This window comes from Streptomyces sp. NBC_00358, from assembly GCF_036099295.1.
Classification (GTDB): domain Bacteria; phylum Actinomycetota; class Actinomycetes; order Streptomycetales; family Streptomycetaceae; genus Streptomyces.
On sequence record NZ_CP107976.1, the window covers coordinates 4,756,687 to 4,769,866 of the forward strand.

Genomic DNA, 13,180 nt, shown 5'->3' on the forward strand with positions numbered 1-13,180 from the left:
GCCTTCTCAGGTGAGCCGACAGAGGCCCTGACCAGCCGTGCTTCAGGTGAGCTGAGCGGTCCTGAGCAGCGTCGTGAGGACCACCGCGACGAGCATCAGCCCGGCGACCCCGTACTGGACGAGATTCCTCCGCTCTCGCGGCGCGTGGACCATCGCGTAGCCGACCACCACACCGCCGACCAGACCGCCGATGTGCGCCTGCCAGGCGATGCCGCTCCACCCGAAGGTGAAGATCAGGTTGATCACCAGCAGGGCGATGACCGGGCGCATGTCGTAGTTGAGCCGGCGCATCAGGACCGCGGTGGCGCCGAACAGGCCGAAGATCGCGCCGGAGGCGCCGAGCGTCTGCTGGGTCGGGTCGGCCAGCAGATAGGTGAGCGCACTGCCCGCGAGACCCGAGACGAAGTAGAGAGTGATGTAGCGGGCACGGCCGAGGGCCGCCTCCAGCGGACCGCCGACCCACCACAGGCTGAGCATGTTGAAAATGATGTGCATGTAGCTGCTCGGGCTGTGCAGGAACATCGACGTCAGCATCCGGTACCACTGGCCTTCGGCCACGCCCTGCAGGTGGCCGGCGAGCAAGGCATTGCCGAAGAGGGTGAAGCGGTTGGTGAACGCGTAGCCCACCGAGAGCTGGACGAGGTAGATCGCCAGGTTGACGCCGATCAGAACCTTGGTGACGAGCCGGGGGTCCGCCGCGATCGTGCCGCCCGCGAGGGTGCGCGGCCGACTGGCCGCCGGGGCGTGCCCGGTGCCGGAGCCGCCGCGGACACAGTCGGGGCACTGGAAGCCGACGGAAGCGCTGACCATGCACTCGGGGCAGATCGGACGTTCACAGCGGGTGCAGCGGACACCGGTCTCGCGGCCAGGGTGCCGGTAGCAACCGGGCAGGCTCCGGGCGTCCTGCGGTCCCTGATCCCTCGGGCCCTGCGGGCTGCCGGGCTGCTGGTCCATGGGGTCCCCTCAATCTCCGTACGGCGGCTCGCACACGGTCTCAGCGGGTCCGGGTGCGCAACGCACCGCCCCGTCCATCCTTACGGATGAACGGGGCGTTTGGTTCCCTGTCGGGAGCCTTCGGGCTCACGGATGTGCAGCCCGGCGCGGTCTCAACGCTCGCGGGTCTCGACGACGACCGACTCGATGACGACGTCGTTGACCGGGCGGTCGGTGCGCGGATTGGTCTGGGCACCGGCGATGGCGTCCACGACCTTCTGGCTCGCCGCGTCGGTGATCTCACCGAAGATGGTGTGCTTGCGGGTCAGCCAGGCCGTCGGGGAGACGGTGATGAAGAACTGGGAGCCGTTGGTGGCCGGTCCGGCGTTGGCCATGGCCAGCAGGTACGGCTTGTCGAAGCGAAGGTCCGGGTGGAACTCGTCCTCGAACTGATAGCCGGGGCCACCGGTGCCGTTGCCCAGCGGGTCGCCGCCCTGGATCATGAAACCGCTGATCACCCGGTGGAAGACCGTGCCGTCGTAGAGCTTGTCCGTGGACTTCACGCCCGTCTCGGGGTTGACCCACTCACGCTCACCCGTGGCGAGCTCGACAAAGTTCCGGACCGTTTTGGGCGCGTGGTTCGGCAGGAGCCGGATGTCGATGTCGCCTTGGTTGGTCTTCAGGGTGGCGTGAAGCTGCTCGGCCACGATCTGCCTTCCGTTGCCTTCTCTTGACGGCCCGATCCTCGCACGGACCGGGCCGGTCAGCGCCCGACCGCCACCTCCGGACGCGCGTGCGGACGCCGGTCCCGCAGAAAACCGGTCGAGTCGCTGCGGGACGGGGGCGGGCCGAGGCGATCCGTGGCATTGTCGACGACAAGCTCCCGTTGCCCCGTATTAATCCGCTATCTCACTTGATCGACACCTGACCGGCTCCGTCCCGGGAGTCCCCGGGAGTCGGCACCCGTGACACGGATGCCCGCCCTCACATGCCCCGGACCCCTTGGACGGGCATGATCCCCATAGGGGTGGAAAGGTGAACTGTGTGTCTTTGGGGGTACCTGACACCCCCGACGTACGCCACCGAGGAGGAGGAAACCCGTGACCCGCATCGACAGCGTGCGCGCCGCGACCGGCTCGGCGAAGGAAAGCGTGCTGCACGCCGCGGAAGTGGTGGCGCCTTACGCCGACACGGCCAAGGACAGGGCCTCGTACTACGCGAGCGAAGCACGTGTACGGCTCGCGCCGAAGGTGTCGCAGGCCGCCGAACAGGCCCGCGTCCAGTACGACGCCTATCTCGCGCCGCGCCTTGAGCAGGCCCGTACCCATGTGCCACCGAAGGTCGACCAGGCCGCCCAGGAAGCGGCCATCCGCACGCGCAGGGCGGCTCGTCAGGCCGCCGACTACTCCAAGCCGAGGATCGAGCAGGCGGTGGCCGCGACCCAGCCCGTTCGGGACGAGGCCGCGGCCCGCGGCGTGGCGGCCATCGCCGCACTGCGCGGCCAGGTCACACCGCAGGAGATTCAGAAGCTGCTCCGCAAGCACGAGCGGCGGGCGCGGGCCGGCCGGCTCGTGAAGGGGCTGGCCGTACTGGGGATTCTGGCGGGCGGTGCTTTCGCCGCCTGGAAGTGGTGGGACAAGCAGGCCAACCCCGACTGGCTCGTCGAACCGCCGGCCGCGACCGAGGTTCCCGAGACCGGGCGCCTCTCGTCGGTCGACGGCAGTGGCCAGTCCGACCTGGCTCCCGAGGTCCAGGTCAAGGAAGCCGAGGAGGCGGCGGAGCGCGACGACCGCCGCTGAACCCGACTCAACATCGCCGCGGGGCAGGAGACTTGACGGTCTCCTGCCCCGCGGCGATGTTTCACGTGGAACGTCGGCAGGAGTCCACGAACGCCCTGCGATGGATTTACCCGCACCGGCCACGATGACGTTTGCAACGGTTCTCGTGTGCAGCATCCATGGAGATGTTGTTGACGGAATGCGCCGAACCGGTCACACGAAAGTCGGATCGGCAGCTCACACAAGGGCTCCGGCCGGTCCCGCGGCCCCCCGGGGCCATGCCGGCCACCCGCACGGCGAAGCCACGGGCCACGCCCCCGCCATCTTGTTTGCGCAAAGAAATGCAATGCCTGCAAAGGCTCTCTTGTGACGCACGTCACTGACCGCGGCGGCGTCGGTCCGATCGCGTCCAGGAGCCATCCCCACCAGGGCTCGCGCGCAGATCGAAAGGGGCATAAGAAAACCGGCCAGCCGCCACTGCTGGGCGTCTGGCCGGTCCGAGGTGTGGAGCCTAGGGGAGTCGAACCCCTGACATCTGCCATGCAAAGACAGCGCTCTACCAACTGAGCTAAGGCCCCTCGAAGAGGAGCGTCCGACCACAGGAACCATCTGTCGACGGGCGCCGCAGACCAGAGTACCGGGTCACCCAGGGGATCTCGCAAAATATTGGGGGTCCCCGTGGACGACCACTCTCCGTAAGATGCTCGACGTGGTTCGCTGTCGCGAACCGCGGTACTTGGGGAAGCGATGGGGAGACGCAATGGACGCCGCACAGCAGGAAGCAACCGCGAGAGCCCGGGAGCTGCAGCGGAACTGGTACGGGGAGCCGTTGGGGGCGCTCTTCCGTAGGCTCATAGAGGACCTGGGTCTGAACCAGGCGCGTCTTGCCGGGGTACTGGGGCTGTCCGCACCCATGTTGTCCCAGCTGATGAGCGGTCAGCGGGCCAAGATCGGCAATCCCGCGGTGGTCCAGCGCGTACAGCTTCTGCAGGACCTGGCGGGGCAGGTCGCCGACGGGAGCGTCAGCGCCGCCGAGGCGACCGAGCGGATGGACGAGATCAAGAAGTCCCAGGGGGGATCGGTGCTGAGCAACACCACGCATTCCACGACCAGTTCGGGAGCCCCGACGGTCAAGCGAGTGGTCCGGGAGATCCAGTCGCTGCTGCGCTCGGTGGCCGCCGCCGGGGACATCATCGACGCGGCGGACACCCTCGCCCCGACCCACCCGGAACTGGCAGAGTTCCTCCGGGTCTACGGCGCCGGCCGTACCTCCGACGCGGTCGCGCACTACCAGTCCCACCAGAACTGAGCCGAGCCCGGCCGCCGACCGTCCGGCGCTGGAGGCCCGTGTCACTTCCAGCCGCCGCACGTCATGCAGCCGGGCACCTCGGAAGAGGTCCCGGGACCGACCGTCGAAGGGGAGCGACGTACGACCATGGGTGAGGTCTTCGCAGGCCGGTACGAACTGGTCGACCCGATCGGGCGCGGGGGAGTCGGCGCGGTGTGGCGCGCCTGGGACCACCGGCGGCGCCGCTATGTGGCCGCCAAGGTGCTCCAGCAGAGCGACGCGCACGCGCTGCTGCGGTTCGTGCGGGAGCAGGCGCTGCGGATCGACCATCCCCATGTGCTGGCTCCCGCCAGTTGGGCCGCGGACGACGACAAGGTCCTGTTCACCATGGATCTCGTCGCCGGGGGCTCTCTGGTCCACCTGGTCAACGACTACGGCCCCCTGCCCACCTCCTTCGTCTGCGTCCTGGTCGACCAGCTCCTCTCGGGTCTCGCCGCGGTGCACGCGGAGGGGGTCGTGCACCGCGACATCAAGCCCGCCAACGTGCTTCTCGAAGCGACCGGCACGGCCCGGCCGCGGTTGCGTCTGTCCGACTTCGGAATCGCCATGCGGCTGGGCGAAGCACGACTGACCGAGACCAACTACGTGGTGGGAACGCCGGGTTACCTGGCGCCCGAGCAACTGCTGGGCTCCGAACCTGATTTCCCCGCGGATCTGTTCGCCGTCGGCCTGGTCGCCCTCTACCTCCTGGAAGGCGCCAAGCCCGACGCCAAGGCACTGATCGAGTACTTCGCCGAGCACGGCACGCCGTCGGCCCCGCAGGGCATACCCGAGCCCCTGTGGCAGGTCGTGGCGATGCTGCTCCAGCCAGATCCGCACGCTCGTTTCCGGACCGCCACAGGGGCGCGCAAGGCCCTTGCCGCAGCCGTCGAGCTGCTGCCCGAGCCCGGACCGGACGACGAACTGATCGAGGTCTTCGACCAACTCGGGCCGCTGCCCGAGGGGTTCGGTCCGAGTGGACCCGTGGGACCGGGGGCTGCTTCGCGCGTGAGTCCACGGACCCTGCCCTCCCTTCGGCATCCGGACTCCACCGCCGCTCACCCCGGCCCCGGCTCCGACGAGAGCGACGGATCAGGCCTTGGCCTTGGTCTCGACGCCATGGACGGTCTGGGGACCGGGACCGGGACCGGCTCCGGCGATCTCCCTGTTTCGGCGTCCGTGTCCGACCCGGGTGAGGATTCCGGCTCCCGGCCTGGCTCCGAACCCGGCTCGGGAGCACGAGGGGCCGTCTCGGGGGGTGTCCGGCGTGAGTCCGGCGCCGAGACCGGGGATCGCGGCCTCGGGACCGGGGCCGTAATCCCGGAATCCCGTCCTGCTGACATGGAGCGGAGTACTGCCCAGGGCGTCGCGGAACAGAGATCCTCTCAAGGCGGCATACGGTCTCAACCCGTCTCCGATCAAGCGCGAGTTCAGCCCGATCGCGAGCACGTGCCACCCCTCACGGCCCCCGACGCCGTACCGGATCGGCCGGCCTCCGAAGACCTTCGGGCTCTCACCACCCCCGACGGCACACCTCCGGACCCCGCTTCCGGGATCTCCCCCCAGCCTTCCTCGACCTCCGCCAGGCCTTCCTCGATGTCGGACACCGGCAGCTTCCATCTGCCGCCGCCGCAACCCGTAACCGGCCCCCCACGGGAACAACGGGCCGAATCTCCCCTTCACCAGCCCCGACACCCGCTGGAGCAGCCTCGACAGACATGGCCGGAGACCCGGACGCCCACTCCCGCCACCTCGCTCCCGCTCCCCCTCCCGTCATCGGCTCCGCTCTCCCCGCCCCCCTTCGACCCGACGCCGACCCCGACACCCACTCCCCCTACCGCGCCGATTCCCGCGCATGCGCCCTCCCCTCATCAGTTCCCGACCCCGGCCGCCGCGATGCCGCAGCACACGTACGCCCCCACCGCTTCGTACACCGCTCGGTCAGTTCAGGCTCCGCATCGGACGAAGGCGCTTCCGGAACGCCGCCGAAGGCGGGCTCGGCCGCGTCCGGGGCCGCCCGCCAAGATCGCGGTACCGATGCTGGTGCTGGCCCTTGCCTGCTTCGCGGTGGGGTTCTGGGCACTGACCCAGGTCTGAAAGGGGAAGGCGATCGGCCCCGGGTACAGGCGGCCCGGCAGCCCCGCGGCCGCAGCCGCGCGAGAATCCCTGGCCCTTTCCCTCCTCTTCCCTCCCCGCCTCGCCTCTCGCCCCGCCCCGCCTCGCGGCGCCCGGCCCTTGGCCCGAGCGAGAGCGCTACCAGCCCCGTGTCGCCCCGTGTTCCCAAGATGCCGGAGCCGACGCGGGCAGCGAAGCAGAAGCCGTGTCGGCGTCCTCCGGTGCGGGGCCCACGGGCCGCACCACACGGCGACGTGCGACCAGGGTCCAAGTGCCGAGCGTCAGCATCAGCAGGCTTCCGGCACCGATGCCGCCGGCGGCGACCAGCTTCATGGTCCCGCTTCGGCCCGCGCCGCCGCTGCCGCCTCCCCCGGTACCCACCGAGCCGCTCGCACCGCTGTCGTCGCCGGCCGCGTCGGTCGTTCTGCCGGAGCCCCCCGCCGGAACGGTGAAGACGTCCGACGGCGTCGGCCGTCCCGTGTAAGCAGGCCCCGACCGCGCCGTTCCGGCCACACGTACCCGCAGCGTCAGACCGAACGGCCCCTCACCGAAGCCGTCGGCGACCTGCGCGGCGAGATGGACCACGAGGTAGTAGGACCCGGCGAACCGCATCCCGCTCACATGGTCGTTGAGGGCGTAGCGGTTCTCGTAGGCGACGGGAGGGAGGGGGGTGAGCGCGGCGGAGCGCTGACTGCCGTCGTAGCCCGAGCCGACATCGACGACGAAACCGCGTACGGGGTTGTAGAGGGACATGACGAGGGCGGTACCCACGTATCCGTCGCCGCTGCCCGAACTGCCCAGGTCCGCCGTGGCGTAGAACCGCTGTCCCCAGTCGACCGGCACCTTGTAGAAGCGGGTCTGCCCCGGCCTGATGGCGTCCTTCCAGACTCCCTCGCTCAGCAGGGCGGCCCGGCTGAACCCGGCACCCCCGCTCCGGGACCTCGCGGTCCCCGTCAGGGCGTCGGGCGACGCGGAGTTCCAGACCTCAGGGGCACTCGTCGAACCGGACGCCGTCTTCAGACCGGGCTCCGACACGGCACTCAGTTCCAGGTCCCACGGCAGGAGGGAAGAAGGCGGTGCGGCGGACGAACCCGCCGCACCACCGGTCGTACCCGCCGCACCGGCTCCGGTTCGTTCGACGACCACGTAGTACGTTCCCGTCGTCCGGCAGGCGTACTGCCGGGCGCCCGTTTCCCGGGAAGCCCAGGCGGTGATGGGGTGCGGACTCTGGGTGGCGCCGAAGTGGACGGTGCCGGAGAACGAACAGTTGCGGCTGTTGCCGTCCTGGAGCGAGACCTTGAGGCCGTCCGAGTAGGAGACCGTCGCGCCGGGCCGGGGAACGGCGGTGACGGCGACGTACGCGGTGGAGGTCGCGTCGAGTTCGAGGCGGTAGTAGAGCCTGCCTTCCCTTCCGGCGGCTCCGATGGAGCTCTTGTAGGTGCGGCCCGGCGCAAGGCGTACGGAGTCGGTCGTGTCCGCGGCGCCCTTGACCGCGGTGGCGCCCTCGGCGAAGGCGTACGGCCCTGACGTACCGTCGGCGGCCGCCCCGGCGTCCTGGCCGGTCGTCCGCGCGTCCACGGTCCCGGGAACCGCTGCGGCGGCCCGGCCCGCGGGCCCGAAGCTCACGCACAGCGCGGCCGCCGTCGCGACGGCCATGAGCATCCGCCCGTGCCACGCCCCCGCACACCGGCTCTTGGTACGCCGGCCCTTCGTGCGCCGCCCCATCACGCGCCACCCCTCGTCGTAGCCCCATGGCGCGGACCATCCTGCCCCGTCGGCCACCGCGACACCCCGTCAATCAGGGGAGGGGCCGAAAGAGAGCGGCCACCCTGCCACCACCTTTGCCCATGCAACCGATTCGCTTGCTTTCGTGAATCGACACGGTCCCGGGAAACACAAAACCCCGACCGCGAGGCGGCCGGGGTCTGCTCCGAGACTGTTGTCGGTACTCACGAACCCGTGGGCACGGAGTCAGTCGCCTCCGTCCACAGATCCTGCTCGGCGCGATCCGCCTGGATCTGGCGGTACACGAGGAGCCCGCCGATGGCGGCCAGTGCGACCAGGAGAAGCTTCTTCACCGCGCGACCTCGTCTTTCGTTGACGTAGGGGACTTCTGGCGCCCGACTATACACACCGACCGATATCGATCGGTGACCTGGATCGGCCCTCAACTACGGCCCCTCAAGCAGCGATAGAAGAGGATGCGGCCGCTCCGACCTCAGGGTGATCAAGCGTCCCAGATTGCGACTTTAGAGAGCATCTACGGACTTTTCCGAGCACTTGCGGCCATCCGGGTGGTGTTCATCTGAACATCAACGCGCCACGAGCGTAGGTCCACCACTTCACGGCCCGCATACACATCATGAGGAAAGTACGCAAATCGCCCGACCCGAAAGTGAGGGGCCGTGACCCAGAACAAGGTCATGAACCTGTGGACCGCGATCGTCACCGCCTTCCTGGCGCTGTGCACGACGCTCGGACTCATCACCACCGCCGCGGCCGCCGCGGTACCGCAGGCCGTCCCGGCCCGCAACACCGAGGCCCCGGTGACGGCCCCGGCCATGGCTCCCTGGGCCTGGTCCTACAGCCGGGCCCTGCCCCCCACGATGAAGCAACGCATCCGCGCGGAAGCACACGGTTCCTCGCCGAGCTGCCGCCACCGCGCACCCGCCGACGACGAGGCGGCCGACCCCGCCGTTCTCGGCGCCACGGAAGGCCTTGCCGCTCCCGAAGCCTGCTCGGGCTCCGAAACCGTCACAGCGCCCGACAGGGAGCCCCTGGCGGGCCTCAGGCCCTCAGTACCGCTCCAGCGCTGAAGCGGGCGGGACACCCCGCACTAGGAATCGGACCGAACGAAGCGTTGGACCGCACGAAGAGTCGGCTGCGCGCCATTGGCTGTACGAAGAGTCGGCTGGACACGGCGCCTGCTGTACGAAGCGTCGGCTGCACACGGCGCCGGCTGTACGAAGAGTCGGCTGGACGGCAGTGGCCGTCCCGGCCCTCAGCTCCCGTCGAACCGGACCCAGCGGTCCCTGATCTCTCCGTCTGCCTGCCGTTCTCCCCTTCACGCGCCCTTTCGCGGACCCCGTAGCTCGTAACCCCCTCACGGACACCCTGACGTAGCGGCGAACTTGCGTACAAAGCACCCAGGGCAAAGGCCCGGCGACTCGGAAGAGTCGCCGGGCCTTCGACGTTGCGCCGAGAAGCTGCCGGCCGTGCCGAGGCGGGACCTGCTATGGCGGTTCGGGAGGAAGGGGATCGAGCAGGAGCAGCACATGGAGCAGGGTCATTGGGAGCGCCACGAGGATGAACGCACTCAGGAGGATCCAGCCGCAGGAAGCCTGATCCAGCTTCCCTCGTTCATAAGGATCGTCGTAGTGGGGGTCAATGCCGCCGGCCCTGCCTGGATCGGTCATCGCGCCTCTTGGGTCGATGACAGCCGTAGATGCCAAAGACCCCCGGCCCATATGGACCGGGGGTCTTCGTACTGGTGGGGCTAACAGGATTTGAACCTGTGGCCTCATCCTTATCAGGGATGCGCTCTAACCAACTGAGCTATAGCCCCGCCGCGCTTTGCGGTGTGTGTCCCGCGCGCTGACCTCTGAAGATTAGCGCACGACGTGGCCAGTCCCAAAATCGATAGTCAGAGGCCGTTTGAGCGGGCCCTCACTCGTCCTCGGCGAGGGTCAGCTCCACGCCTCCGACGAAGCCGGCGGAGAGGTTGTAGATGAACGCTCCGAGGGTCGCGAGCGCCGTCGCGAGCACGACGTCGATGACCGCGATGATCGACGTGAACAGCAGGACGTGCGGGAGCGAGAGGAACGACTGCAGGTCGAAGCCGTTGCCCTCGTTCGAGCCGGTCGCCTCGGAGATGGTGCCGCCGACGGTCGAGAAGACGCCCATCGCGTCCATGACCATCCACAGCACCGCGGCCGCCACGACCGTGCAGATGCCGAGCGCGATGGAGAGCAGGAAACTGACCTTCATCACCGACCACGGGTCGGCCTTGGCCACCCGCAGCCGTGCCTTGCGCGTGCGCGGGGTCGTCCGTGCCCCGGTGCGCGGACGGCGGACCGCGCCCGACGACTGCTGTGCCGGATACGCCTGCGGCGGGTGATACGGCTGTGCGGCCTGCTGCCCCTGCCGTTCGCCCGGCAGCGGCGACGCCGCCGCTGCCGGTGACGCCGGTGGCGCGCTCGGGGCCGCAGGCGCCCCGGCCGGGGCCGCCTGCCCGCCCGCGTACTGCTGGGCCTGCTGGCCTCGGGTGTCCGTCACAGTTCCCCCCTGGGATCCATGAGAGTCATGGGAGTCAGTCTCATCCATGGCGGTGCCACGGCCGCCGTCCGTTTCCGTACCGGTCGATCCGGCGCCCGTGGCTCCGCTCACGACGACTCACTCCTCGCGCTACTCGGCCGAGGACGGCTCGCCCTCTTCCGTACCGACGGCCTCGACGCCTTCGGCGTTCTCGTCCACGGCGTCATCGCCGTCGACTTCCTCCGCCTCACGACCGGCCTCGGCGTTACGAGCGATGCCGACCACGGCATCGCGCTTGCCCAGGTTGATCAGTTGGACGCCCATGGTGTCACGGCCCGTCTCCCTGACCTCGTTGACTCGCGTACGAATCACACCACCGGACAGTGTGATGGCGAGGATCTCGTCGGTCTCCTCGACCACCAGCGCGCCGACGAGAGAGCCGCGGTCCTCGACGATCTTGGCGGCCTTGATACCGAGGCCGCCGCGACCCTGGACGCGGTACTCGTCGACGGCGGTCCGCTTCGCGTACCCACCGTCTGTGGCAGTGAACACGAACGTACCGGGTCGAACAACATTCATCGAGAGCAGCTCATCGCTCTCGCGGAAGCTCATGCCCTTGACGCCCGAGGTCGCACGGCCCATCGGTCGCAAAGCGTCATCCGTCGCGGTGAACCTGATCGACTGCGCCTTCTTGCTGATCAGGAGCAGATCATCCTCTGCCGATACGAGTTCGGCTCCGATCAGTTCGTCGTCGGATCCGTCCTCCGTCTCCCGAAGATTGATCGCGATGACACCGCCCGCGCGGGGCGAATCGTAATCCTTGAGGGACGTCTTCTTGACCAGTCCGCCCTTCGTGGCCAGCACCAGGTAGGGCGCCGCCTCGTAGTCGCGGATCGCGAGGATCTCGGCGATCGCCTCGTCCGGCTGGAAGGCCAGCAGGTTGGCGACGTGCTGGCCACGCGCGTCCCGGCCGGCGTCCGGAAGCTCGTACGCCTTGGCGCGGTAGACGCGGCCCTTGTTGGTGAAGAACAGCAGCCAGTGATGCGTCGTCGACACGAAGAAGTGGTCGACGATGTCGTCCTGCTTCAGCTTCGTGCCGCGGACGCCCTTGCCGCCCCGCTTCTGCGAGCGGTAGTCCTCCGTCTTGGTGCGCTTGATGTAGCCGCCGCGCGTGATGGTGACGACGATGTCCTCTTCGGCGATCAGGTCCTCGATGGACATGTCACCGTCGAAGGGCACCAGCTTGGAGCGGCGGTCGTCGCCGAACTTCTCGACGATCGCGGCGAGCTCCTCGCTGATGATGCCGCGCTGGCGCACCGGCGAGGCGAGGATCTCGTTGTACTCGCGGATCTTGGCCTGGAGCTCGTCGTGCTCCTGGATGATCTTCTGTCGCTCCAGGGCGGCGAGCCGGCGAAGCTGCATCTCGAGGATCGCGTTGGCCTGGATCTCGTCGATCTCCAGGAGGCCCATCAGGCCCTCCCGAGCGATCTCCACGGTGTCACTGCGCCGGATGAGGGCGATGACCTCGTCGATGGCGTCCAGGGCCTTCAGGAGGCCACGCAGGATGTGCGCGCGCTCCTCGGCCTTGCGCAGCCGGAACTTCGTACGGCGGACGATGACCTCGATCTGGTGCGTCACCCAGTGGCGGATGAACGCGTCCAGGGAGAGGGTGCGCGGCACACCGTCGACGAGCGCCAGCATGTTCGCGCCGAAGTTCGTCTGGAGGTCGGTGTGCTTGTAGAGGTTGTTCAGGACGACCTTGGCGACGGCGTCCCGCTTGAGCACGATCACGAGCCGCTGGCCGGTACGGGAGCTGGTCTCGTCCCGGACGTCCGCGATGCCGCCGACCTTGCCGTCCTTGACCAGGTCGGCGATCTTCTGGGCGAGGTTGTCGGGGTTGACCTGGTACGGGAGTTCGGTCACCACCAGGCACTGGCGGTTCTGGATCTCCTCGACGTCGACGACCGCGCGCATCGTGATGGAGCCACGGCCCGTGCGGTACGCCTCCTCGATGCCCTTGCGGCCCACCACCAGGGCGCCACTCGGGAAATCGGGGCCCTTGATGCGCTCGATCAGGGCGTCCAGGAGCTCCTCGTGGGAGGCCTCGGGGTTCTCCAGGTACCACTGGGCGCCGGCCGCGACCTCGCGCAGGTTGTGCGGCGGGATGTTGGTGGCCATACCGACCGCGATGCCCGCCGAGCCGTTGATCAGCAGGTTCGGGAAGCGGGCCGGCAGAACCGTCGGCTCCTGGTTGCGGCCGTCGTAGTTGTCCGTGAAGTCGACGGTGTCCTCGTCGATGTCGCGGACCATCTCCATCGACAGCGGCTTCAGCTTGCACTCGGTGTACCGCATGGCGGCGGCCGGGTCGTTGCCGGGAGAGCCGAAGTTGCCGTTGGAGTCCACCAGCGGCATCCGCATCGACCACGGCTGCGCGAGACGGACCAGCGCGTCGTAGATCGAGGAGTCGCCGTGCGGGTGGTACGTGCCCATGACGTCGCCGACGACACGGGCGCACTTGTAGAAGCCCTTCTCGGGCCGGTAGCCGCCGTCGTACATGGCGTACAGGACGCGGCGGTGGACGGGCTTGAGACCGTCCCGCACGTCGGGCAGCGCGCGCGACACGATGACGGACATCGCGTAGTCGAGGTACGAGCGCTGCATCTCGGTCTCGAGCCCGACGGGCTCGATGCGCAGGATGATCTCGCCGTCTTCGGGAGTGCTCGAAGTATTCTCGTCGGTCATTGCTGGTGAAGATCCTTTCTGACGCGGTCAG

General features: G+C 68.8%; 10 protein-coding genes and 2 tRNA genes. 4 read left to right on the forward strand and 8 right to left on the reverse strand.

What is annotated here, in order from left to right; all coding sequences use genetic code 11:
• Positions 1-42: 42 nt before the first annotated feature.
• Together OHT01_RS20080 and OHT01_RS20085 are read right to left on the reverse strand one after the other, a co-directional pair.
• On the reverse strand, positions 43-954 hold the full coding sequence (locus OHT01_RS20080; protein ID WP_328554520.1) for a rhomboid family intramembrane serine protease: 912 nt from the start codon (positions 952-954) through the stop codon (positions 43-45).
• Positions 955-1,106: 152 nt separating this feature from the next.
• Complete coding sequence (locus OHT01_RS20085) at positions 1,107-1,640, reverse strand: peptidylprolyl isomerase (RefSeq protein ID WP_328554521.1); 534 nt, start codon at positions 1,638-1,640, stop codon at positions 1,107-1,109.
• Between the two features lie 393 nt (positions 1,641-2,033).
• On the opposite strand from OHT01_RS20085, the gene OHT01_RS20090 reads away from it, so the two are divergent.
• Complete coding sequence (locus OHT01_RS20090) at positions 2,034-2,732, forward strand: DUF5324 family protein (RefSeq protein WP_328554522.1); 699 nt, start codon at positions 2,034-2,036, stop codon at positions 2,730-2,732.
• Positions 2,733-3,216: 484 nt separating this feature from the next.
• On the opposite strand, the gene OHT01_RS20095 is transcribed toward OHT01_RS20090, so the two are convergent.
• A tRNA-Ala gene (locus OHT01_RS20095) sits at positions 3,217-3,289 on the reverse strand.
• 182 nt (positions 3,290-3,471) lie between these two features.
• Between OHT01_RS20095 and OHT01_RS20100 the strand changes: the two genes are divergently transcribed.
• Positions 3,472-4,020: a helix-turn-helix domain-containing protein gene (locus tag OHT01_RS20100; RefSeq protein ID WP_328554523.1), complete on the forward strand. Its 549-nt coding sequence runs from the start codon at positions 3,472-3,474 to the stop codon at positions 4,018-4,020.
• A gap of 126 nt (positions 4,021-4,146) precedes the next feature.
• The gene (locus OHT01_RS20105; protein WP_328554524.1) at positions 4,147-6,135 is read left to right on the forward strand and encodes a serine/threonine protein kinase; all 1,989 of its coding nucleotides are present in this window, start codon (positions 4,147-4,149) and stop codon (positions 6,133-6,135) included.
• 156 nt (positions 6,136-6,291) lie between these two features.
• On the opposite strand, the gene OHT01_RS20110 is transcribed toward OHT01_RS20105, so the two are convergent.
• Both OHT01_RS20110 and OHT01_RS20115 read right to left on the reverse strand, forming a co-directional pair.
• On the reverse strand, positions 6,292-7,809 hold the full coding sequence (locus OHT01_RS20110; RefSeq protein WP_328554525.1) for a hypothetical protein: 1,518 nt from the start codon (positions 7,807-7,809) through the stop codon (positions 6,292-6,294).
• A gap of 293 nt (positions 7,810-8,102) precedes the next feature.
• Positions 8,103-8,231 carry a DLW-39 family protein gene (locus OHT01_RS20115; protein ID WP_003999697.1) on the reverse strand — a complete coding sequence of 43 codons (129 nt, stop codon included), beginning with the start codon at positions 8,229-8,231 and terminating at the stop codon, positions 8,103-8,105.
• 327 nt (positions 8,232-8,558) lie between these two features.
• On the opposite strand from OHT01_RS20115, the gene OHT01_RS20120 reads away from it, so the two are divergent.
• Complete coding sequence (locus tag OHT01_RS20120) at positions 8,559-8,969, forward strand: DUF6344 domain-containing protein (protein WP_328554526.1); 411 nt, start codon at positions 8,559-8,561, stop codon at positions 8,967-8,969.
• A 672-nt stretch (positions 8,970-9,641) separates the two neighbouring features.
• Here OHT01_RS20120 and OHT01_RS20125 read toward each other — a convergent pair.
• From OHT01_RS20125 to gyrA, 3 genes are all read right to left on the reverse strand, one after another.
• Positions 9,642-9,718: transfer RNA gene (locus tag OHT01_RS20125), tRNA-Ile, on the reverse strand.
• A 101-nt stretch (positions 9,719-9,819) separates the two neighbouring features.
• Positions 9,820-10,539 carry a DUF3566 domain-containing protein gene (locus tag OHT01_RS20130; RefSeq protein WP_328554527.1) on the reverse strand — a complete coding sequence of 240 codons (720 nt, stop codon included), beginning with the start codon at positions 10,537-10,539 and terminating at the stop codon, positions 9,820-9,822.
• Between the two features lie 18 nt (positions 10,540-10,557).
• Positions 10,558-13,149: a DNA gyrase subunit A gene (gene gyrA, locus OHT01_RS20135; RefSeq protein ID WP_328554528.1), complete on the reverse strand. Its 2,592-nt coding sequence runs from the start codon at positions 13,147-13,149 to the stop codon at positions 10,558-10,560.
• Positions 13,150-13,180: the final 31 nt, after the last annotated feature.